This window comes from Xanthomonas sp. WHRI 6106 (assembly GCF_040202405.1).
Lineage (GTDB): Bacteria > Pseudomonadota > Gammaproteobacteria > Xanthomonadales > Xanthomonadaceae > Xanthomonas > Xanthomonas cannabis.
In genome coordinates, this window is record NZ_JBEGFC010000012.1 from 102366 (window position 1) to 124909 (window position 22544).

A 22544-nucleotide genomic window follows, 5' to 3' on the forward strand; every position below is an offset into this window, starting at 1 on the left:
GGAATCGCGTCATGCGGGGCGTCCGTGATGCGGTTATTGCACCGGTGTAGGCGTTGCCGGGAGCAAGACGGCTTACGGCGGTCCGCGGCGCGCCTGGCCACTGACCAAGCGGTCCAAGGATGTGCCGGTCGCTGCAGGTCGGAGCGTGACCACCCAATCGCGCGGATGCGCCGTGGCGCCGTGGCGCCATGCATCGCTGCGCAGCAGATCCCTGCTCAAACGATTGCAGGCACCTGCTGCGCCCCAGTCTGAGCGCGGCGTCAGTGGAGCGATGCGCGCAGTGTGGCCGACGCCCGGCGAGCGGACCACTGACGAGGCACGCAGTGCCTAGTGGAATGCGCGATCGCTGCGCTCAGCGCGCCGGTGCCGTGGCGAACTCGCCGCGTTGCAGCTTGGTCACATCGTTGCCCTGGCCATCCTTGAGGCTGAGATCCGCGCCCTTGGCAGCCAGGTCCTTGAGCACGTCGGTGCGCTGGAACAGTGCTGCGTACATCGCCGCTGTCTGGCCGGCGTTGTTGCGTTGGTCCGGCGCGCAATCGGCCTGCATCAGGCGCTTGGCGATGCCCAGTTCACCCTTGAAGATGGCGCCCATCAGCGCGGTGTTGCCACGCTTGTCCTGCGCGCAGGGGTCGGCACCGGCGCTGAGCAACTGCTCCACTGCCGGGCGTTGGCCGTGGTAGGCAGCAAGGATCAGGGCGGTATAGCCCTTTTCGTCGCGGGTGTTGAGGTCGTAATGCGAGCGGATGAACTCGGCCAGCATGTCCTGCCGGCCTTCGCGCGCAGCATCGAAGAAGTACTCGCGCAGCTGCAGCTTGACCTGTTCGGGGTTGGCGGCCGCCGAGGTGGACGCGGCGGCAGGGGCCGACGGCGAGGCAGCGAGGGCCGGCGCGCACACCGCGCTCAGCAGAACCAACATCAGAGTGCGCATATCGCTCTCCTGAAAACGGGGACGGCACCGCGGCGTGGCCGCGATGCCGTCGGGGTGGATCAGTCCTGCAGGCTGGAGGCCAGCTGCTTGACGCGGGCCAGGTCGCCCTTGGCAACGCGGGCCACGCCGGTGCCGTACTCGGGGTCGGCCTTGTACAGGAACGACAAGATGATGTGCTTGCTCTCGGTGTCGGTGTTGGCCAGCGACTCGCCAAAGCTCTGCACCAGGTCCGCACGGTCCTTCTTGCTGTAGGAACGATACAACTCGCCAGCCTGCTTGAAGTTCTGTTCGCGGATGATCTTGGCCTGCTGGGTCGTACCCGACAGCGGCAATTCGCTGTAACGCGCGGCGGTCTCCTGCGGACGCGGCTCCAGACGGCTCGGCTCGTAGTTCACGCCGCTGGTGGTCTGACCGATATTGCCCTGGCCATCCTGGTTGCCGTTGTTGACCGCCACACGCGGACGGTTGACCGGCAGGCTCAGGCCGTTGGCACCGATGCGGTACAGCTGGGTGTCGGCGTAGGAAAAGATACGGCCCTGTAGCAGACGATCTTCAGACGGCTCGATACCGGGCACCAGGTTGGCCGGCGCCATCGCCACCTGCTCGGTCTCCTGGAAGAAATTGTCGACGTTCTTGTTCAACACCATCTGGCCGACCTTCTGCTCCGGCACGTCCGGCCAGATCTTGGTGGCATCGAGCGGGTCGAAATCGAACTTGGCCAGGTCTTCCGGCTTGAGCACCTGCACGTACAGGTCCCACTTGGGGTAATCGCCCTTCTTGATCGCGCCGACCAGATCGTTGGTCAGGTGGCTGTAGTCCTTGGCCTGCACCGCAGCGACCTGCTTGGGATCGAGGTTCTTGATGCCCTGCAGCGTCTTCCAGTGGAACTTGACGTAATGCACTTCGCCCTGCGCGTTGACCAGCTTGTAGGCGTGCACGCCATTGCCGTCCATGAAGCGGTAGCCGGCCGGCGTCCCTTCATTGGAATACAGCAGGGTCAGGGTGCGGGTGCCTTCGGGCACGTGCGAGAAGAAATCGAAGCGACGCGAATCATCGTCCAGGTTGGTGCGCGGGTCCGGCTTGAACGCGTGGACCATGTCGGGGAACTTGATCGCATCGCGGATGAAGAAGGTGGGGAAGTTGTTGCCCACCAGGTCCCAGTTGCCTTCGCTGGTGTAGAACTTGGTGGCGAAGCCATGCGGGTCGCGCAGCGTTTCCGGCGAATGATTGCCGTGTACCACCGAGGAGAAGCGCACGAACACCGGCGTCTTTTCGCCGGCGCTGAACACCTTGGCCTTGGTCAGGTTGGACAGATCGGCGGTGGCGGTGAACTCGCCTTTGACGCCGGTACCGCGCGCATGCACCACGCGCTCGGGGATGCGCTCGCGGTCGAAGCGCTGCAGCTTCTGGATCAGCTGCACGTCCTGCAACAGGGTCGGGCCGTTGGCACCGGCGGTCTGCGAGTTCTGGTTGTCGCCAACCTTGGCGCCGTTGTCGCGGGTCAGGACGGATTGGGCGAAGACCGGCGGTGCGATCAGCGTGGGGGCTAGCAGGGCTAGCACCATGAGGGATCCAGGGCGCATGGCGTCAGCTCGTGTTGAGGGAGCTGAATCATGGCCAGCGGACCGAAGCGTGAGAAGTCGTTAGTTATGATCGCTGCGATAGGCGAACATGATGGTGACTGCGTTGCGTGATACGTATCGCTTTCCATATGGCAGCGCGTTGCAGATAGCGCGCAAGTTTCGCAAGGCGGCGCGGTGCTGTCCTTTTGCGTGCATGACGGTCGCGCCAACGGTGCTGGCTGATGATGCAGTGCAAGGCGTTTGCTGCGTGCCTGGGCGCGGGCGCTGTGCACATCGACTGGTCACTGCGCAGCACTGCGACGTGCAGATGCTGGCGCGCCTTACCTGCAGCGAAGTCGCATGCCCACTCATCAACCGACGTGCCGCGCGAGGCAGCGGGTGGTGACCTGCCTGCAGTGATACGCGTCTGTTGCCGTCCGCAGTCGCCTGCCGATGTCGTCTTCGATCAGGACATCATGCAGCAGGCGCGCGATGCGGCGATGCATCAGCGCCCGATCACCCGCTTGAACGGCGGCAAGGCATCGATGATGCGTTTGCCGTAGCGACGGGTCAGCAGGCGCGAATCGAGGATGATCACGCGGCCATGGTCGCTGGAGCTGCGGATCAGCCGGCCGGCAAACTGCGTGAGCGTGCGCAACGCATGCGGGATGGCGATCAGGTTGAAGGCATTATGGCCGCGACTTTCCAGCCATTCGCTCAAGGTGGAGGTTTGTGGGTCGGTGGGCACGGCGAACGGCACCTGGGTGATAACCACGGTGGTGCAGGCTTCGCCGGGCAGATCCAACCCTTCGCCGAACGAGTTCAAGCCGAACAGCACCGAGCCCTCGCCAGCAGCGATGCGCCGCAGGTGTTCGGTGATCAGCTGCGACTTGTTGCCTTCGCCCTGCACCAGCACGCGGTTGCGTTGCGCCAGCGGCATCAGGTCGGCGACCTTTTCCATCTTCCAGCGCGAAGTGAACAACACGATGCTGCCCTTGGCGGACCAGTCCAGTTCGCGCACCAGATACTTGGCCACTTCCTTGGGGTGGCCTTCGCGGTCGTCGGGCGTGACCGGGAAATTGGGCACGATCAACTCGGCCTGATTGGGCAGGTCGAACGGCGAGGCCAGTGAGGCCATTTCGGCGTGCTCGGGCAGGCCGTTGTCGATGGCGAAGGATTGGAAATCGCCGCCGCCGGTGAGCGTGGCCGAGGTCATCACCACCGAATCCACCTCGTTCCAGATCATCGTGCGCAGCACTTGCGCGGCCGACACCGGCGAGCAATGGCAGATCAGGTCGCCATCGCGCGAGAGGGTGATCCAGCGTGCCATCGGTGGCTGGCCTTCCTTGTCTTCGCGTCGCCAGCCGCTCCACAGATTGTGTTGCTGCTCGGCCATCTCCAGCGCCAGGCCCAGGTTGCGCTGCAGCCGCTCGCGCGCCGCATCGTCCTGCTTGCCCTTGGCCACCGCGCTATGCGCGGCGTGCACCCAGTTGAACAGCGCGCGGGTGTCTTCGCCGAGTTCTTCGATGGCCGGGCCCCACTGCGGCGGCAGCTTGCCATTGGCCGCACGCCACAACGGATCGCGCTCGCCGGGCTCGGGTTTCCACACACGTTCGACTTCGGCGTGGAAGGCCTTGAGCAGTTTGGACACCCGCGCAGCCACCTCGATGGCCTCGTTGGGCAGCAGGTTGCCGATCCTGTCCTTGTCCACCGCGCGGTACGCGGCGGCGATGAGAATCTGCATGCGGCCGGTGCGCTTGGCCATCTCGTCCAGTGGCAGATTGGCCGCACCCTGGTCGATCGCCACACCAGCGATGTGGTGGCCTTCGTCGAGCACCAGCAGCATGTCCGATGGTGGCGCGATCAAGGGCTGGCCGTTTTCGGCATCGCCCAGCGACAGCGACGACAGCAGCAAGGCATGGTTGGTGACCACGATCTGCGCTTCGCGCACATCGGTACGTGCCTTGAGCACCGGGCACTGCGCGGCGTAACTGCAACGCCGCCCCGCACAGCCGGAGGCCGGGGTGGTGATGCGCATGCGCAGCGGCACCGAGACCTGCTCGGGCGCGTCGTCCAGGTCGCCGTTCCAGGTGCGCGCGGCGTAGGCCTTGGCCAGCCGCTTGGCCAGATCCGCATCGACCGGGCTGAGCGGGCGGTCGTAGAGCGCCTGCTCGTCTTCGAACATGGCGTTCTGGTTGGTGTCGCCTTCCAGCTCGGCGGCGTTGCGGGTGCACAGGTAGCGGGTGCGGCCCTTGGCCAGCGCCACGGTGGCCTCCAGCCCGGTAGCCTTGAGGAAGGCCGGGATGTCGCGTTCCACCAGCTGCGACTGCAGCGCCACGGTGCCGGTGCTGATGACCAGCTTCTTCTTGGTGGCCAGCGCGATCGGCACGCCGGCGGTGAGATAGCCCAGGCTCTTGCCCACGCCGGTGGGTGCCTCGGCGATGCCGATGCCGCCGGAGGTGGCCAGTGCCCGCGAGACCAGGCCGATCATCTGGCTCTGCGCACGCCGCGTGGCAAAGCCGGGTGTATTGGCCTGCAGCTTGGCGTAGGCGTCGCGGATGCCGGCCTTGATCGGGTCGGTCAGAACACGCTGGGTGGGAACGGGCGCGGACGGCGCGGCCGGTGGGGCAACTTCAGTCATCGCGCTATTTTCGCACGGACCGGCGCAACGCCTGCGACCGGCCGGTTGGGCAGCTGAACGTGTTTGTCCGGTGCACCGGCACAGCTGCGGCCATGCCGCTCGCACGGCGGCGTGGCCGCGCGGCTGGGTGCGGGCACGCAGCAAAGAACCAGTGCTGCGCCGTGCGAGCGAGATCAGCGGCCGGGCAGGCGACGGCCGAAGACCACGTGTCCGGTCAGCCGCGTGCCCTGCGGCGCGGCCAGGCGTAGCGCGCCCACACGCTACCGATCAGCAAGGTCACCACACCCATCACCAGCATGCCGACGCCCACGCCGGCCGGGCCGAAGCGTTCGTATAGCAGGCCGCCGCGGTTGACGGCGGCCAGTGCCTGCGGGTGCAGCAGTGTCCACCCGCCCTGCCCTGCGCAGAGCAGGCCAATCAGCATGAGCGCCAGCGGCTTGATCGGGATCATGCGCGCGTCCCGGCTGCCGGCGGCAGTTGTTGCAGGCTGCGCGCCAGGGTCCACACCAGCACCCCGACCCCCACGCCCTGCACGGCGGTCAGCACGAAGCGGCCGATGCCCATGACCAGGCTGATCTGGCGCACGTTGCCCTGCTGCAGCAGCAGCATCGGAATTGCCTGCAGGGCGACCTCGGCCAGCACGCAGCCCAGCAGCACCCACAGCGCGGCCAGTGCAGCGCCGCGCAGGCGCCCGCGCGGTGCACGCCACAGCAGCACCAGGCCCAGCAACAGCGCGATCAGCATCGGTGCGCGCGACAGCAGGCTGGTGATCAGGCTGAGCAGGATCTCGGTGACGTTCATCGCCGCCGGCTCAGTCGGCGCTGACCAGCACCGCCTCGCGCGCGCGCAGCGCGGCGTAGACCGGGTCGGTCTGCGGGCGCACGCCATGCCACAGCGAGAAACTTTCCGCGGCCTGCTCCACCAGCATGCCCAGGCCATCGATGGCGTAGCGGCATTGCGCCGCGCGCGCCCAGGCCAGGAAGGCGATGGCGGTGGGGCCATAGTTGAGGTCGACCGCCGCGGTGAGGCTGTTGACCAGCCCCAGCGGTAGCGCGAACGCGCCGGCATCACGGTCGCGGCCCGCAGCAGTGGCGTTGATGATCAACTCGAAGTCGCCCAGATCCCGCAGGTCTTCGATGTAGCGCGACACCACGCGCCCGGGTTCGCCCAGCGCATCGCACAACGCGTCGGCACGCTCGGGCGAGCGGTTCACCACCACCATTTCAGTGATGCCGGCATCCAGCAGCGCCGGGGCCACGCCGCGGGCGGCGCCACCGGCGCCCAGCAGCAGGACGCGGCGACCGCGCAGATCCAGGCCATGGCGATCGGTGAGATCGCGTACCAGGCCGACGCCGTCGGTGTTGTCGCCCTGCCATTGGCCATCGTTACGCACCAGCGTATTGACCGCCCCGGCCAGCCGCGCGCGATCGCTCAGGCTGCCGGCCAGCGCGCAGGCCGCTTCCTTCAGCGGCAGGGTGACGTTGGCGCCCTTGCCGCCTTCATCGGCAAAGCGCTCCAGCGCGGCGGTGAACTCTTCCGGCGGCGCGTCGATGGCGGTGTAGTCCAGCGCGATGCCGGTCTGCTTCCCGAAGTCGGCATGGATGGCCGGCGACAGCGAATGGGCGACGGGGTGGCCGAACACGGCATAACGGGATACGGGCATGAAACGCTCTCTGGTTGACTAGACTGTGCGCAAGATGAGGCAGGAACACCGCATGCACTATCGATGGACACTGCTCGCGCTGGCGGCGAGTTTACTCTGCGTCCCGTCTGCTTCGGGGCTTGCTGAATTCGGGATCGAAGGCATGGGCGTGGTGTCCACGCCGGCCAACGAGGCGCACGCCACGCTCAGCCCAAACGGGCAACGCATCGTCTGGGCCAGCGATCGCGCTGGAGGCGCCGGCGGCTGGGACCTGTGGCAGGCACAGCTGCGCGGTGGGCGCTGGCAGGATGCGCAAGCGCTGCCGATCAACAGCGCCCAGGACGATACCTCGCCGCTGTTCAGTGCCGATGGACGCTGGCTGCTGTTTGCCTCGACGCGGCCTGGCGGCGCCGGTGGCAGCGATCTGTATCGGGTGCCGGTGGATGCGCAAGGCAAGCTCGGTGCGGTGCAATCGATGGGTGCCGGGATCAACAGCCGCGGCGATGAGCGCGCGCCCAGCCTGTCGCTGGACGGCACGCGCCTGCTGTTTGCCAGCGATGGCCACGGCGGCGCCGGTGGCCTGGATGTATTCGTGGCGCGCTGGGATGGGCACGCGTTCTCCGCGCCGGCACCGCTGGGCGACATCAATACGCCGGCCGACGAGCTGGATTCGGCCTGGCTCGGCGACGGGCGTGGGCTGGTGTGGACGCGCGGGAAGATTGCGGGCCCCAGCCAGCTCCTGCTGGCTGCCTGCAAGGACGGGCACTACACGCACGGTCAACCAGTGCCGCTGTCGTTCAATGGCCCGCAGGAGCGCACCTTTGGTGCAGTGGTGGACGCCGCCAAACCGGGCGAACTCCTGGTCACCGGCAGTGCCCGCGCGCCACGCGCAGGGCAACTGGATCTGTACCGGATGAAGGCGCCGACGGTGGACGGTGATACCAGCTGCCGTTGAGCGCGCGCCACGATGGCGCGCGTGGAGGCTTCATCGCCGGATCAACGCACGATCTTGTGCCGGTGCCGCGCAGGGTGGCTGAAACGCAGGACCACTCCCCGGCGAGGCCGCATCATCGCGGCACACGCTCTCGCACCTTCGTGCTGATCGCCGCATCGCACGATGCGGTGGCCCCATCCGGCCGTCGTGCGCAGGGCGCGGCCTCACGCAGGCAGTTGGCCACCGCGCTGACTCAATACACATCGCGCCGGTAACGGCCGGCGGCGGTCAGTGATTCCACGCGTGCCTCGCCGAGGAGTTCGCGCAGCGTGGCGTCCACCGCACGCGCCATGCTGTCCAGGCTGCCGCAGACATGGATCACCGCACCGCGATCGATCCAGTGCCGTAGCGCCTCGCCGGTTTCGTGCAGCCGATGCTGCACATAGCGTTTTTGCGGCTGGTCGCGCGAGAACACCTGGTCCAGCTGTTGCAGATGCCCACTGGCCTGCCAGGCCTGCAGCTCATCGGCGAACAACTGGTCGCGCGCGGCCTGGCGCTCGCCGAACAACAGCCAGTGCCCATGCACGCCGGCCAGTTCGGCCTCGCGCAACAACGCGCGCAGCCCGGCGATGCCGGTGCCGTTGCCGATCAACACCATGGGTGCCGCTTCGACGCGATGGAAGCCCGGGTTGGTGCGCAGACGTGCACGCAGCGGCGTGCCGACGGGCGCGTGGCAGATCAGCCAGCCCGAGCCCAGGCCGGGGCTGCCGTCGCCGCGCGTGGTCAGCCGTACCACCACACGCGCTACGTCATCGGCAGGCACGCTGGCCAGCGAATAGTCGCGGGTGGGCAAGCAGTCGCAGGCATCCAGCCAGGCCTGTGGATCCGGATGCTGCGCTGGCGGCGTGGCGGGCGCCTGGGGCAGCACACGCTCGGCGGCGGCCTGGTGGAGCGGCAGCAACTGCGCATCGACATGCACCAGCGCCTCGGGCGGCAGGCTCCATGCGGCCAAGCAGGCCCGCACCTGCGCGTCGGCGTGTGCGGGCTGCACTTCGAGAATGTCGCCGGCCTGCCAGTGCGCCTCGGGCGGTGGCTGCAGGTCGATGCGCCAGATCGGCGCGCCTTCGCTACCCGGATTGAGATGGGCGCGCGCCTGTAATGTCCAAGAACTCAGGCGCGGCCGCGCCAGGGTCGCGGCGGCCACCGGTGCGCCGGCAATCTGCTCCAGCTGCGCATGCCATTGCGCCAGCGCCTGCGGATCGGCGTTGTCCATGTCCACCGTGGCAAACAGCGCGCGTGCGCCCTGCGCGTCCAGCCACTGTTCGACACGCCGCGAGAACCCGCAAAACTGCGCGTACTGGCGGTCGCCCAGTGCCAGCACCGCATAGGCCAGCTGCGGCAAGGCGATCTGCTGGCGCAGCAGCTCACGCTCGACCACACGTGCTGCATCCGGCGGCTCGCCATCGCCGAAGGTGCTGATCACCAGCAGGGCGTGCCGCGTGCCCTGCAGGTGCTGCGCATCCACCTGTGCCAGCGGGCGCACCTGCACGGGCAGGCCGGCGGCCTGCAGATGCCCGGCCGCCTGCCAGGCCAGCCGTTCGGCAAAGCCGCTCTGGCTGGCGAACGCGATCAACCATGGTTCGACCTGCGACGCCGGCGGGGCGCTTTGCAGCATCACCCGGGCGGCGCGCAACGCGCGCTTCTTGCCGCGCCGGTCCAGATACAGCATCCAGCCGCTGACGAAAAACACCGACATGCCCAGGCTGGCCAGCATCACCACGATGCGCCCCGGCAAGCCGAAGAAACTGCCCGAATGCAGCGCAAACATGCTGACCATCAACTGCTGCCCGCGCGGCCTTGCCGCGTAGTCCTGCCGGCGCAGCACGGCGCCGCTGGCGGCATCGAGGTCCAGGGCGTTCAAGGCGCGGTCGTGGTCCGCCTGATCGGGCAGAAACCGCACATTCAAGGCCTGCCCGGCACGGGCGGGAATACGCAGATCCAGCGCGGCGTGATGCGTGGCCGGGATGCCATCCAGGGTGCGTTGCACGCGCGCAAAATCCACTGTCGCCGGACGCCGGTCGCGCCGGTCGTCGCGCGCCACGGGCTCGCCGCCGAGCACGGCCGCCATGCCGTCGCGGTACCAGGGATAGGACCAGGTCAGGCCGGTCAACGCGATGAGCAGATACACCAGCAGGCACCAGGTGCCGAACACCGCGTGCAGGCTCCACAAAAAACTGCGGCCCTGCCGGCGCCACTCCACCACCCACCAGGTGCGCAGGCTCCACCACCGGCGTGGCCAGCGCAGATAGAGCCCGGAGGCGCAGAAAAACAGCAGGATCAGCGTGCAGGCGCCGGTCACTGCCTGGCCGCGTTTGCCCGCCGCCAGATGGCGGTGCAGATCTTCGAGGAAGGCAAACGTACTGCTCAGCCGCGGCGCCGCCACCCGTGCACCGGTATACGGGTCGAAATACACACGTGCACTGCCCTTGGCGGCGAGCCGCGCATTGGAGGGCCGCTCACCGGTGGGGTCGATCAGCATCCGGGTGACCGGCGGCGGCCCGGACGTGGTCGGTGCCAGATCCAGCCGCTGCAGCAGCACATCCACCGGCAACGCGCGCTCGCCTGCCGCGTGCCGCTGGGCCAGCTGCACGAGGGGCGGATTGGCCAGCCGCACGAGTTCGTTCTCGAAGGACATCGAGGCGCCGGTCAGCCCCGTTACCGACAGCACCAGACCGGCCGTGATGCCGAGCAACCAGTGCAGCTGGAACAGCAGCGTTTTGATCAAGACGGCAGAAGATCAGTGACGGCCGGGCATTGTAGATGAGAATGCGTCTCGCATGCGCCACCGCGCGGGTGACCCGGCGCCCACGGCGGCGCATGTGGTCCAACCGTCATCTGCCGCACGTGGGACTGCTGGATGCTCCCGATCCACGACCGTGCAGCATGCGGCGTGCGACGCGGTGATCGATCGCCTGTGGCCAAATCGGCAACACGGCACGCTCCGCATGGCGTTACCGGCGTGGCAGGAAGTGTCTGCACATCGCCTGGAGCGATCTGGAACGGGTCGTGCTGCATCTGAACACGACGCACCGAATCGCCATGCTCCAGATGCAGTGATCGCAGTCATCGCAGTGACTTTCGTGGCACCTGGATGCTGCTTGAAACGGCATTGGCCAGGCCGCAGTGCATCCCGGTGCGTGCGGGTTGGACACCGCAGGGAACCGACTCGGTCGCACCGCAAGACGTTCGGGACGTGCCGCTCATCGAACCATGATGTCGTTGCGAATCGAGTGCACTCAACCCATCCGCGCGGCCGCTCGCCGCGGATGGGTGACTGGAACCGGCGCGCTTCAGCCTCTTCCTGCGCGGGGGTTTACTCCCGCACTCTGCTCCACCCACGGCTCTGTCAGTCGCGCATTCAGCGCGTGCGGCTGCGTCGCCGTGGCGCAGCCGCGCCGTGCGGGTCAGCGTGCGTCTTCGCGCAACCAACGCGCCACTTGCGGGGCGAAATAGGTCAGCACGCCATCGGCACCGGCGCGCTTGAAGGCCATCAGCGCTTCCAGCACGCACTTGCGCTCGTCCAGCCAGCCGTTGGCCGCCGCCGCCTTGAGCATGGCGTACTCGCCGCTGACCTGATACGCGAAGGTCGGCACGCGGAATTCGTCCTTCACCCGGCGCACCACATCCAGATACGGCATGCCCGGCTTGACCATCACCATGTCCGCGCCCTCTTCCAGATCCAGCGCGATCTCGCGCAGCGCCTCGTCGCCGTTGGCCGGGTCCATCTGGTAGGTGGTCTTGTCGGCCTTGCCCAGATTGCCGGCGCTGCCCACCGCATCGCGGAACGGGCCATAGAACGCCGAGGCGTACTTGGCCGAATACGCCATGATGCGCACGTTGAGATGCGCGTCGGCATCCAGCGCGCGGCGGATCGCACCGATGCGGCCGTCCATCATGTCCGAGGGCGAAATGATGTCCACACCGGCCTGCGCATGCGACAACGATTGCTTGACCAGCGCCTCGACGGTGATCTCGTTGAGCACATAGCCCTTGTGATCGATGATGCCGTCCTGCCCGTGCGTGGTGTACGGGTCCAGCGCCACGTCGGTCATGACGCCCAGCTCGGGGAAGCGCGACTTGAGCGCCCGCACCGCGCGCTGCGCCAGGCCGTCCGGGTTCCAGGCTTCGGCCGCGTCCAGGCTCTTGCCGGCCGGGTCGATCACCGGAAACAGATCGATCACCGGGATGCCCAGTTCCAGGGCGTTCTCTGCCTCGCGCAGCAACTCGTCCAGCGACAGCCGCTCCACGCCCGGCATCGAGGCGATCGGCGCGCGGCCGGGCAACTCGTGCACGAACACCGGCCAGATCAGGTCATCGGTGGTCAGCGTGTTTTCGCGCATCAACCGACGCGAAAACGCGTCGTGGCGCATGCGGCGGGGGCGATAGTGCGGATGGGCCATGACAAGGCTCCTGGAGACAGCCCACAAGTCTACGCCCGCCGCCTTGCCGCAGACGCGCTGCGACGCACTGTCGCAGCGCTGCAACGGCTTAGATCACCCCGCCGCCCAGGCTCAGGCGGATCACCCCGACCACGATCACCAGGCCGTTGAGCAGCAGGCCGGTCTTGGCCCGCCCACGGTTGCCTGCCGAGGTGAACAACAGCGCGATCGCCGCGATGATGGCGCCGACCGCCGCGAACGGAATCAGGAACCAGTTGCCCCACCCCAGCAGCGGGATGAAGGCCAGCACCATCCACAGCAGCGCCACAATGCCCCAGAGCAGGCTGATCAGTCCCACGTGCCACCTCGTCCGTCGAAGAAAGGCGCAGCTTAACGGTGCGCCTGCCAAGACGCCGTGGGCGGGTGGTCACCCTGACCAATGGCGGCTTGGCGGCAGCCTCACATGGGCGTGGCTAGGGTGCGTCAAACTCCGGTGCACTTCGGAACCACTCGCACCACGGCCGCCCGCGCCGTGTTGTTAGCCACTCTTCAGTTCGGCCACCGGATCATCGCTGTCACTGTCGTCAACAGGGGGCTATTGCATGAACAAGCACATCGTCGTCGGCGCCACGCTGGCCCTGCTGCTGGCCGGCTGCGCCAGCAGCTCCAAGGTGATGCTGGGCCAGGCCCGCGCGCCGATCGACCCCGCGCAGGTGCAGGTGTATTCCAACGCCCCGGTCGGCTCGGTGGAGATCGCCCAGCTCGAATCCACCAGCGCCGCCGGCTTCGGCACCCAGGGCCAGACCGATGCCGCCGTGGAACGCCTCAAGCGCGAAGCGGCCAAGCTCGGCGCAAACGGCGTGGTCATCGTCGGGGTGGGCTCGGAGCGCTCCGGCGGCGGCCTGTCGGTCGGCGGCGGCAGCTACGGCGGCCGCGTCGGTGGCGGGCTGGGCATCGGTATCCCGACTACGCAAAAGCGCGCGGCTGGCATGGCGATCTGGGTACCTGCGGGGGCGCAGCAGCGCGCTGCACCGGAGATGCCGCCGCCAACGCGCTGAGGCGGCCCCAGGAAATTCGAGAGTGTTCAATGCAACGAGGCGCGATGGTTGGCTGATTCCAGCTCCATCGCGCCCAAGGCCTTTTACACAGCCTCTTTTACGCTGCGGCGGACTGCTTAGCGCTTGCGTTGCTGCGCGGGAATGAACTGCGTCTCCACCGCCTTGGCCAGTTGGTCCGGCGGCAACAAGCCCTGATCGAGCAGGAAATTGTTGAAGGCCAGGCGGTCGAACTTCTTGCCCAGTGCCAGTTCGGTGCGCATGCGCAGTTCGAGGATGCGGGTGTAGCCGTAGAAGTAACTGCCGGCCTGGCCGGGCGCGCGGACGGTGTAGCGGTCCAGTTCCTGGCGGGTCATGGCCGGTGAGAGGCCGACGTCGTCTTCCAGCACCTGGCGCGCGCGTTCGCGGTCGATCAGGCCCAGGTTGAGCATCGGGTCGAGCATGGCGCGGGCGGCGCGCAGCAGGCGGAACTGCAGGGCGATCAGCTGCCCGTCGATGGGTTCGTACGGCACCATTTCGGCTTCGGCATACAGCGCCCAGCCCTCGACGTTGACCGAGTTGAAGGCGAACAGGCTGCGCGCCAGCGAGATGCCACGTTCGACCATGGCGGTGAACTGCAGTTCGTGGCCGGGGCGGCCTTCGTGGGCGCTAAGCGTCCAGGCCGCCGAGCCGAAGTTGAAGTCGTCGTACTGTTCCTTCTTGCCGCCATCGGCAGTCGGGTTGCCCAGCGGCAGCACGAACTGGCCCTGCTGGCCGGTGTTGCCGATCAGCGGTGCCGGCAGGAAATGCGGCGCCGGCTGCGCGGCGCTTTCGGCGGCGCTGCCCAGGCGCATCTGCATCGGGCGGTTGGGCACATCGACGATGCGCTGCTGGCGGATGATCGGGTCGATCTGGTCGATCACGCCGCGGTAGTGGGTTTCCAGCTGGTCGTCGGCGATCTTGTTGCCCTTGAGCGCACGGATCACCTGCACGTAATCGCTGCCCTGCACGCCCTTGGCCTTGGCCACCAGCGGCGCCAGCTGGCGCATGGCCGAGCGGGTTTCCATGAATTCCAGTTGCGCGCGCTGGATCAACTGCTGCGGGGCGATGTCGATGCCGACCTGCTTGAGCTGGAAGGCGTACAGCGGCTCGGGCAGGCGGGTGTCCTTGCGCGCCTTGGGCAGCACGGTGGTGCGGGTCCAGGCGGCGTAGTCCTTGAGCTGGGTGGACATGGCCTTGAGCGCCTCGTCGGCACCGGCGATCTTGTACTTGGCGAACAATTCGCCGATACCGGCGACGTAGGTGTCCACATTGGCCAGCGCCTGCTCCACTTCGCGCTGGGTGGGCTGCAGCAGCGCGGTGTTGCCCAGCTTTTCCTCGTAGCGCTGGCGCGCCAGCGTGGTGGTGGGCGTGCTGCCCGGCACCAGGCCGACATAACGCTTGAGGCGGTCCAGTGCCTTGGCGCGGCGTTCGGGCACGGTCTGGTCGGACAGCAGACCATTGAGGCCACTGAAGACCGTCTCAGGGGCGTCGCTCCAGGGCAACAGATACCGCTCGTTGAGCTCGCTGCCTTCGATGTTCTGCGCGGCCGCGCCGATCATGATCTGCAGGTCCTGGCGCACGTTGGCATCGCGCTCGGTGGCCAGCTTGGCCTGCAGCGTGGCGCGCGCCTTTTGCATCGCATCGCGATAGCGCGCAGCGTTGTCCGGGCCCAGGTCGACGACCTGATCGTCGTAGCCAGGCACGCCGAAGAAGCTGGCGTATTCGGGCTGGAACGGCGCCTGCGCGTTGAGCAGGATCTGCGCATAGCCGTTGCTGGTGTGCACCCAGGCCGGGCTGGCCGGTTGGGTCGGCGCTGCCTTGCTGGTCTGTGCCTGCAGTGGCAACGAGGAACCGAGCGCCAGCGCGACGGCGAGAACGAGTGGCTTCATGAGGCGGATCCGCAAGTTGAGTAGCGCGACCCTACCCATCTGCAGCGACCGCGGCAATCTGCCTTTGGTCATGGCAGGCGGGCCACCGTAGCGATGCTGCGGCTGGCAACACATCGACCGGGTCGCCTTGAGTGCCGCGGACGCCAGTGCTGATCGGCCCCGACGGCCATGCCTGCGCGTGGCATCCACCTGCACTCGGCCCTCCGCGCGAGCCCCGCCGTCCAACGTTGGCGCGCGACGTCGGGGCGCAACACGCGGATGCTCCGGTTCCTGGACGCCGCGCACGCCGAGCTGACAACCGCTCGCGACGTTTCGTGCGCCGCGCCTAGTCGTGCACCGGCATCAAACAGCGCTGCAAAAACGCTTCGGCGGTCTTGTAACGATGCAGTGCAGTGGCACCTGAAACACTGTGCTTCGCACCAGGATAGGTCATCAGCTCGAACGCAGTGCCGCGTTGCTGCAACTCGCTCATCAGCGCGGTGGAGTTAGTGAACAACACGTTGTCGTCGGCCATGCCGTGGATCAGCAGCAGCCTGGCGCGCAGGCCGTCCAGATGGGTGGCGATGCGTGCGTCGCGATATCCGTTGGCATTGCCGGCCGGCAGGTCCATGTAGCGCTCGGTGTAATGGGTGTCGTACAGGCCCCAGTCGGTGACCGGTGCGCCGGCCACGCCGCAGGCATACGCATCACTATGCTTGGCCAGCAGCATCAAGGTCATGTAGCCGCCGTTGGACCAGCCCTGCACGCCGATCCGCCTGGCATCCACCCAGGGCTGGCGCTTGAGCCAGGCCACGCCTTGCAGCTGGTCGTCCACCTCGGCGGTGCCCTGCCTGCCGTACAACGCGCCACCGAAGTCGCGCCCGCGCCGTGGGGTGCCGCGGTTATCCAGCGAAAACACCACGTAACCGCGCTGGGCCAGGTATTGATCGAACAAGGCATCGCCACGGCCGGGCCAGGCATCGAGCACGGTCTGCGCGGCCGGGCCGCCGTAGACATAGACGATGACCGGGTAGCGCTTGGCCGGATCGAAATGGTCTGGCTTGGTGAGGCGGTACTGCAACGGCGTCTTGCCGTCGGCGGCAGTCAGCGTGCCGAACTCCACCGGGCGCTGCGCGTCGCGGTAGCGGGCATACGGATGCTGCGGATCGGCAAGATCATTGGTGAGCAAGGTGGCGATTTTTTCGCCATTGGCCCGGAATAGTTCGATCTGCGGCGGCGTGGTGGTGTTGGACCAGGTATCGACATACACGCTGGCATTACTAGCGAACGTGGCTATGTGCGTGCCGTTGGTCCTCGAGCGCTTTTCGATCGCGCCACCGGCCAGGGGTACCGCGTAGACCTGGGTCTGGGTCGGCGACTGCTTGCTGGCGGAAAAGTACACCGTGCCGGCCTGCTCATCGACGGCGAGCAAGGCATCGACCACCCAGTTGCCGGAGGTCAGCGGCGTCAGCGTGCGGCCGTCTTCGGAGGCAAGGTAGAGGTGCTCGTAGCCGCTGCGTTCGGAGTTCCAGAGAAAGCGGCCGTCCTCGAGGAAACGCAGGTCGTTGGTGAGCGGGACCCAGGTCGGCGAGGTCTCGGTGATGAGCGTGCGCTGCGCGCCGCTGGCCAGCGTGGTTTCGATCAGCTCCAGGGTTTTCTGGTCGCGCGACTGGCGCTGGAAGGTCAGCCGCTGCGCGTCGCGCCAGTCCACCCGTGCCAGATAGATATCCGGATTCTTGCCCAGGTCGACCCAGCGCGGTGTCGCGCCGGGACGTGGGGCGATGACGCCCAGTTGCACCGCCACATTCGGCTGGCCGGCCTGCGGATAACGCTGGCTGATGACTTCGGTGTGGTCGGCATACACTTCCGGGCGCTTTTGTACCGGCACCTGCGCTTCGTCGATACGCGCGAAGGCAATGGCCGAATCGTCCGGTGCCCACCAGTAGCCGGTGTGGCGATCCATTTCTTCGTCGGCGACGAATTCGGCCACACCATTGCCGATGGTCTCGCTGCCATCGTGGGTGAGCTGCAATGGCTTGCCGCTGGCCAGATCGATCACCCACAGATTGCGCTCGCGCACGAAGCTGACGAAGCCGCCCTTGGGCGAGAGCTTGGCATCGGTGGCGAAACCTTCGCCGTGGGTAAGCTTGCGCACCGCGGCCGCACCGGTCTTGCGCAGGTCATACAGATACAGCTCGCCGCCGAGCGGGAACAGCAACGCCTGCGCATCCGGGGCCCATTGGTAATCGACAATGCCGGTCAATGCGGCGATGCGTTGGCGCTCGCGCCGGGCCTTTTCGGCATCGCTCAAGGTCTCGGTGCCCGGCAGCACGACCTTGGAATCGACCAGCAGGCGGGTCTGGCCGCTGGCGATGTCGTATTCCCACAGATCCAGCTGATTGCGGTCACTGTCCTTGCCGCGCAGGAAGGTCACCCGCGAGCCATCGGGCGCCACCTTGGGCTTCATCAGCGTCGGGCCGGACAGCGGCAACGGGCCGGTGATGGCCTCCAGGGTGAGTTTTTCGGCGTGGGCCATGGGGATGGTGATAAGAGCGGCTAACAACACGTAACCGGCAGTCAACAGACGGGTGTGGACGGCGCGCAGGAACCGCAGTGTACGAGGAGTCCATGCCGATTCCGAGCAGCGGCCGCGTTGGTCTGATGGCGGCACAGTCTGCATGAGGGCAAGGTCGGCGGATGGGGCGCGCATCGAAGATCCTGTCTGAAGACTGCGCACAGGATGCGGGTGCGTGCGGTGTTTGAGAAGCGTGGCGGCCGTACGCGTTCGTGGCGACGGGTATCTATGGAGGATGGTCGGTGGTGTCTAGGCCGGGTCGCGAACAGGCCAGCGTATGTGCTTCCTGCTCGATGCTGAAGTGCGATGCGGGCGGGCTACCACAGGCTTGACGCGGCGCGGGTGACCGGTGGCTGTGACTGTGACGCGGAGCCGTACCCTCACCCCAACCCCTCTCCCGCGGGGAGAGGGGCTCTGGCTTCCTTCTCCCGCGGGAGAAGGTGGCGCGTAGCGCCGGATGAGGGTCGGGCGCAGCCTGGCCTTGCGATTGGTACCGCTGTGTAGCGCGGTGTCTGACCGCGCTAGTGCGCGCGGCGATCCACTCCAGGACATCCCTATGCAAGGCAACCTCTGCAGCGCTCAGCCCCAACAGCACGGCGCCTCAGCACCATGCTTGCGCGCTCTGCCTCAGCCCTACGCGTCAGCGCTTACCGAACAAATGCTTGCGCTCTTCCTCGCTGAGCGGCTTGCCGGCGTTGGGGTTGACCTGCTCTTTCAGCGCATAGGCGCGCTGCGTGGCTGGGCGGGCGGCGATGGCGTCATGCCAACGCTTCAGGTGGGGGAACGCGGCGTAGTCGGGGCGGATGTCTGCATAGACCTCCAGCCACGGGTAGCTGGCCATGTCGGCAATGCTGTAATCCTCACCCGCGAGGAAAGCGTGCTCGGCCAGGCGCTTGTCCAGCACGCCGTGCAGGCGGCGCACCTCGGTGTTGTAGCGATCCACCGCGTAGGCAATCTTGTCCGGGGCATAGACGTTGAAGTGACCCATCTGGCCGGTCATCGGGCCCAACCCGCCCATCTGCCAGAACAGCCATTCCAGCGCGGCGATCCGCCCGCGCGCATCGCGTGGCAGGAAGCGGCTGGTCTTTTCGGCCAGGTACAGCAGGATCGCGCCGGACTCGAACACGCTCTGCGGCGCGCCGCCATCGTCCGGTGCATGGTCGACGATGGCCGGCATCTTGTTGTTGGGCGAGATCTGCAGGAACGCCGGGGCGAACTGCTCGCCCTTGCCGATGTCCACCGGCTTGATGGTGTAGTCCAGCCCGGCTTCTTCCAGGAACAGGGTGACTTTGTGGCCGTTGGGGGTGGGCCAGTAATACAGATCGATCATGGGTGCTCCGCTAGCTGAGGGGTGATGCGCGACCGAGACGACGCCGAATTCCTCGGCATGCACAGCCGCGTGTCGGAGGTCGGCAACCGCGTTGTAGCCAAGGCAGTCCACCGGTGCACGCGTGGCGGCCCTGTCGGTCGCAATGAGACGCCGTCGGGACGGAACAAGCGCGTGAGGAGTGCACGCATTGGCCGTGCCAAAATGACCGATCCCAAGCACTGGACCATGTCATCGACGCCCGATGGTACGGCTCCGGCTGTTGCACGCACGTGCACCGTCAATGCCCGTGCTGGAACGATGTGTGACGCCATTGGCTTGCGGCCGATGCTGCAGTGCAAATTGACTTCGTTAAGCCCGCGCTAACAAATGCTCGATTGTTCGATCGACCTTTGCCTGTCCTGCTCGGGGCCGGCCTTATCTTTTGTTTGGGGAAGCAATCACCGTGAGAGAGACACGCACCCTGCCGCGCACGCGGCGCCTGACGTCTGCCCTGCTGTTCGCATTGTCGACGCCGCTGGCCGCGCAGACCGCGCCGGCGCCGCAATCGGCATCCACCGTCCCCGGCTCCAGCCAGGCCGATCCCGCCACCCTCGATACCGTCCAGGTCAGCGGTATCCGTGGCAGCCTCACCTCGTCGATGAATGTCAAACGCGATGCGCAAGGCATCGTCGACGGCATCGTGGCCGAGGACATCGGCAAGTTCCCCGACACCAATCTGGCCGAATCGTTGCAGCGCATCAGCGGTGTGTCGATCGACCGTTCGCTGGGCGAAGGCTCGCGCGTCACCGTGCGCGGCGTCGGCCCGGACTTCAACCTGGTGCTGTTGAACGGCCGGCAGATGCCGGGCGCCAGCATTGAGGAATCCAACGCCTCCAACTCGCGTGCGTTCGACTTCGCCAACCTGGCGTCCGAGTCGATCTCCGGCATCGAGGTGTTCAAGACCAGCCGTTCCAGCACGCCCACCGGCGGCATCGGCGCGACCATCAACATCAAGACGGCCCGGCCGCTGGACAACCCCGGCATGCATGCCAACATGGGTCTGAAGGGTGTGCACGATGCGTCCAACGAGAACCTGCCCGGGCGTTTGCAAGGCGATTCGCTGACGCCGGAAATCTCCGGCATCTTCAGCAACACCTCGGCCGATGGGCGCTTCGGCGTGTCGCTGAGCGGCAGCTACCAGGAACGCGACTTCGGCTACAGCCAGGTCGGCGTGCCCAATGGCTGGCGCTCGTTCCGTGGCGATGCCACCGCCTACGGCACCATTCCGCAGCCGGGTGCGCCGGGCTCGGAGAACATCGTCAACCGTCCTGGCCCCAACGATATCTATTCGGTGCCGCAGAACCTCAACTACCGCGTGGTCGGCGTCGAACGCCAGCGCACCAACGGGCAGCTGGTGTTGCAGTACAAGCCGCTGGACAACATCACCACCACGCTGGATTACACCTACTCGGAAAACAAGATCCAGCAGCAGCGCAACGAGATGTCGGTGTGGTTCAACTACGGGCCCTCCGCCAGCGCCTGGACCAATGGGCCGGTGGCCGGCCCGATCACCTATTCGGAAATCGTCAACCCGGCCACCAGCGATCTGGCCACCGCCGGCTCCAAGGCGGCCACGCGTAACCAGAACAAGTCGCTGGGCTTCAACGTGGATTGGGCGGTCAACGATCAGTTCAAGCTCAATTTCGACATCCATCGCTCCACCGCCGAAGCCGGCGCGGACAGCCCGTACGGGTCGAGCAACTCGCTGGGCGTGTCCGGTTTCTACCGCGGCACCTCGGTAGTGGATTTCAGCAAGGATTTCCCGGTGTTGCAGCAGCAGCTGGGCTTCGGGCTGACCGGGCTGGACCCGTCGCGCACGCTGGTCACCGGCTCGGCGTTCCGCAACAGCTACATGAAGTCGGAGATCGACCAGGCGCAGGTCAACGGCGACTTCACCTTCGAAAACTATTCGCAGTTGAAGTTCGGCATCGGCAGCACCGAGGTCAAGAACCGCTCGGCGTTCTCCAATGTGCAGCGCGATACCTGGAACGGCAACGGCACCGCAGCCGATTATCCGGACGATCTGTGGATTCCTAGTTCGTTCGCGCAGTATTTCGATGCGATCGACGGCAGCGGCAATCCGGCGCAGTTCGACCAGCTGTTCCTGTTCGACTTCGAACGTGCCCGCCAGGCTGCCGCGCAGGCTGCTGGCGACGACGCGCTGTACCGCATCGCGCCGGTGTTCACCACCGACCGCCGCGTCACCGAAAAGTCCAAGAACGCCTACCTGCAGTGGAACAACAGCTGGGACGATCTGCGCGTGCCGATCAGCCTGGCCGCCGGCGTGCGCTACGAAGAAACCAAGGTGGACGCGCAGGCACTGGTGCCGGTGGCAGTGGGTATCGACTGGGTCGCCAACAACGAGTTGCCGATTCGTGTGGCCAACTCGGCGTTCGCCAGCGACAGCGGGAAGTACGAATACTGGTTGCCCAGCCTGGATCTTAGCTTCAAGCTCACCGAGGACCTTGTGCTGCGCGGCAGTTACGGCGAAACCATCGGCCGGCCTGGCTGGGGCGATATCCAGGGCGGGCAGACGCTCAGCGAGATCGCGCGCGTGGAAGGCGGCACCGGCCGGGAAGGCAACCCGGGCCTGAAGCCGCTGCTCTCGCACAACATCGATTTTTCGCTGGAGTGGTACTACAGCGATGCCAGCTACGCCTCGGTGGGCTTCTTCCGCAAGAACATCGACAACTACATCGGCGTGACTACGCGCAACGATACCTCGCTGGGCTTGAATACCCCGATTGGCGGCACTTACTGGAACGAAGCGCTGGCCAATGGATGCGCCTCGTCCGACCTGACCTGTATCCGCAACTACATCTTCCGCAACCGTAACGGTTCGCCGGGCGTAGTGCGCGAGGCCGATGCCAACGGCAATGCCACCGGCGTGATCAGTGGGCAGCCGGGCGACCCGGTGGCCAACTTCGCCATCACCGCGCCGGCCAACCAGCGCTCCGCTTCGCTGGACGGCTGGGAATTCAACCTGCAGCACATGTTCGGCGCCAGCGGCTTTGGCGTGTCGGCCAACTACACCATGGTCGACTCCGGGCTGACCTACAACAACGCAGTGATCGGCGAGCAGTTCGCGCTGGAAGGGCTGAGCGATTCGGCCAACGTGGTCGGCTTCTACGACAAGGACAAGTGGCAGGTGCGTGCGGCCTACAACTGGCGCGACGAATTCCTGGCCGCGCGTTTCGACGGCAGCGGCCAGCCCAATCCGGTCTACACCGAAGCCTACGGCCAGCTGGACCTGAGCATCGGCTACCAGTGGAACGAGAACCTGTCGCTGAGCCTGGAGGCGATCAACCTCACCGACGAGGTGCAGCGTCAGCATGGCCGGCATCCGAACCAGATCGTGTATGCCACCCAGACCGGCCCGCGCTACATGCTGGGCCTGCGCTACAAGTTCTGGTGATCTAGGCAATGCACCGCACGTCCCGGCAGCCAGGCTGCCGGGACGTGGTTACGACCTTCCTGCGTGCTGACCGGAGCTGCATGCTCCGGCACTTG

The 22544-nt window shown here is 66.6% G+C and carries 15 protein-coding genes and 1 other RNA gene; 3 read left to right on the forward strand and 13 right to left on the reverse strand.

All coding sequences use genetic code 11. The features are described from left to right. Positions 1–352: 352 nt before the first annotated feature. The 6 genes from ABQZ09_RS16755 to aroE form a co-directional block, all read right to left on the reverse strand. Positions 353–928 carry an ankyrin repeat domain-containing protein gene (locus tag ABQZ09_RS16755; protein WP_104581218.1) on the reverse strand — a complete coding sequence of 192 codons (576 nt, stop codon included), beginning with the start codon at positions 926–928 and terminating at the stop codon, positions 353–355. A gap of 59 nt (positions 929–987) precedes the next feature. Next, positions 988–2493, reverse strand: coding sequence for a catalase KatB (gene katB / locus ABQZ09_RS16760; protein WP_349777418.1), 1506 nt, complete (start codon positions 2491–2493; stop codon positions 988–990). Positions 2494–2995: 502 nt separating this feature from the next. Continuing rightward, the gene (dinG, locus tag ABQZ09_RS16765; RefSeq protein ID WP_039406332.1) at positions 2996–5131 is read right to left on the reverse strand and encodes an ATP-dependent DNA helicase DinG; all 2136 of its coding nucleotides are present in this window, start codon (positions 5129–5131) and stop codon (positions 2996–2998) included. A 214-nt stretch (positions 5132–5345) separates the two neighbouring features. Beyond that, positions 5346–5582, reverse strand: a complete 237-nt coding sequence (locus ABQZ09_RS16770; protein ID WP_349777419.1) for a hypothetical protein — start codon at positions 5580–5582, stop codon at positions 5346–5348. Then, positions 5579–5932, reverse strand: a complete 354-nt coding sequence (locus ABQZ09_RS16775; protein WP_349777420.1) for a hypothetical protein — start codon at positions 5930–5932, stop codon at positions 5579–5581. The genes ABQZ09_RS16770 and ABQZ09_RS16775 overlap by 4 nt, the downstream gene beginning before the upstream one ends. Positions 5933–5942: 10 nt before the next feature. Continuing rightward, positions 5943–6794 (reverse strand): shikimate dehydrogenase, encoded by an 852-nt coding sequence (gene aroE, locus ABQZ09_RS16780; protein ID WP_349777421.1) that lies wholly within the window; start codon positions 6792–6794, stop codon positions 5943–5945. Between the two features lie 52 nt (positions 6795–6846). On the opposite strand from aroE, the gene ABQZ09_RS16785 reads away from it, so the two are divergent. Further along, positions 6847–7728, forward strand: a complete 882-nt coding sequence (locus ABQZ09_RS16785; RefSeq protein WP_349777422.1) for a TolB family protein — start codon at positions 6847–6849, stop codon at positions 7726–7728. A gap of 232 nt (positions 7729–7960) precedes the next feature. Here the strand turns inward: ABQZ09_RS16785 and ABQZ09_RS16790 are convergent, their stop codons facing one another. From ABQZ09_RS16790 to ABQZ09_RS16800, 3 genes are all read right to left on the reverse strand, one after another. Next, the gene (locus ABQZ09_RS16790; RefSeq protein WP_349777423.1) at positions 7961–10492 is read right to left on the reverse strand and encodes a PepSY domain-containing protein; all 2532 of its coding nucleotides are present in this window, start codon (positions 10490–10492) and stop codon (positions 7961–7963) included. A 679-nt stretch (positions 10493–11171) separates the two neighbouring features. Further along, a complete protein-coding gene (gene hemB, locus ABQZ09_RS16795; protein ID WP_039406350.1) occupies positions 11172–12167 on the reverse strand; it encodes a porphobilinogen synthase in 996 nt (331 codons plus the stop codon). A gap of 88 nt (positions 12168–12255) precedes the next feature. Then, positions 12256–12498, reverse strand: a complete 243-nt coding sequence (locus ABQZ09_RS16800; RefSeq protein ID WP_179456633.1) for a hypothetical protein — start codon at positions 12496–12498, stop codon at positions 12256–12258. Positions 12499–12748: 250 nt separating this feature from the next. Between ABQZ09_RS16800 and ABQZ09_RS16805 the strand changes: the two genes are divergently transcribed. Further along, positions 12749–13204, forward strand: coding sequence for a hypothetical protein (locus tag ABQZ09_RS16805; protein WP_228313520.1), 456 nt, complete (start codon positions 12749–12751; stop codon positions 13202–13204). 116 nt (positions 13205–13320) lie between these two features. Here the strand turns inward: ABQZ09_RS16805 and ABQZ09_RS16810 are convergent, their stop codons facing one another. The 4 genes from ABQZ09_RS16810 to ABQZ09_RS16825 form a co-directional block, all read right to left on the reverse strand. Continuing rightward, positions 13321–15111 (reverse strand): DUF885 domain-containing protein, encoded by a 1791-nt coding sequence (locus ABQZ09_RS16810; RefSeq protein ID WP_349777424.1) that lies wholly within the window; start codon positions 15109–15111, stop codon positions 13321–13323. Positions 15112–15436: 325 nt separating this feature from the next. Then, positions 15437–17626, reverse strand: a complete 2190-nt coding sequence (locus tag ABQZ09_RS16815) for a S9 family peptidase (protein ID WP_349777425.1) — start codon at positions 17624–17626, stop codon at positions 15437–15439. Positions 17627–17644: 18 nt separating this feature from the next. Beyond that, positions 17645–17720: non-coding RNA, sX9 sRNA (locus ABQZ09_RS16820), on the reverse strand. 585 nt (positions 17721–18305) lie between these two features. Continuing rightward, the gene (locus ABQZ09_RS16825) at positions 18306–18995 is read right to left on the reverse strand and encodes a glutathione binding-like protein (RefSeq protein WP_349777426.1); all 690 of its coding nucleotides are present in this window, start codon (positions 18993–18995) and stop codon (positions 18306–18308) included. Between the two features lie 442 nt (positions 18996–19437). On the opposite strand from ABQZ09_RS16825, the gene ABQZ09_RS16830 reads away from it, so the two are divergent. After that, a complete protein-coding gene (locus ABQZ09_RS16830; protein ID WP_349777427.1) occupies positions 19438–22449 on the forward strand; it encodes a TonB-dependent receptor in 3012 nt (1003 codons plus the stop codon). The last annotated feature ends 95 nt before the right edge of the window (positions 22450–22544 follow it).

Bases quoted from the DNA above. Each gene is read 5' to 3' on its own strand.
- dinG (WP_039406332.1), bottom strand. From the start codon at position 5,131: ATGACTGAAGTTGCCCCACCGGCCGCGCCGTCCGCGCCCGTTCCCACC.
- ABQZ09_RS16825 (WP_349777426.1), bottom strand. From the start codon at position 18,995: ATGATCGATCTGTATTACTGGCCCACCCCCAACGGCCACAAAGTCACC.
- ABQZ09_RS16775 (WP_349777420.1), bottom strand. From the start codon at position 5,932: ATGAACGTCACCGAGATCCTGCTCAGCCTGATCACCAGCCTGCTGTCG.
- ABQZ09_RS16810 (WP_349777424.1), bottom strand. From the start codon at position 15,111: ATGAAGCCACTCGTTCTCGCCGTCGCGCTGGCGCTCGGTTCCTCGTTG.
- ABQZ09_RS16815 (WP_349777425.1), bottom strand. From the start codon at position 17,626: ATGGCCCACGCCGAAAAACTCACCCTGGAGGCCATCACCGGCCCGTTG.
- ABQZ09_RS16785 (WP_349777422.1), top strand. From the start codon at position 6,847: ATGCACTATCGATGGACACTGCTCGCGCTGGCGGCGAGTTTACTCTGC.
- aroE (WP_349777421.1), bottom strand. From the start codon at position 6,794: ATGCCCGTATCCCGTTATGCCGTGTTCGGCCACCCCGTCGCCCATTCG.
- ABQZ09_RS16770 (WP_349777419.1), bottom strand. From the start codon at position 5,582: ATGATCCCGATCAAGCCGCTGGCGCTCATGCTGATTGGCCTGCTCTGC.
- hemB (WP_039406350.1), bottom strand. From the start codon at position 12,167: ATGGCCCATCCGCACTATCGCCCCCGCCGCATGCGCCACGACGCGTTT.
- katB (WP_349777418.1), bottom strand. From the start codon at position 2,493: ATGGTGCTAGCCCTGCTAGCCCCCACGCTGATCGCACCGCCGGTCTTC.
- ABQZ09_RS16755 (WP_104581218.1), bottom strand. From the start codon at position 928: ATGCGCACTCTGATGTTGGTTCTGCTGAGCGCGGTGTGCGCGCCGGCC.
- ABQZ09_RS16805 (WP_228313520.1), top strand. From the start codon at position 12,749: ATGAACAAGCACATCGTCGTCGGCGCCACGCTGGCCCTGCTGCTGGCC.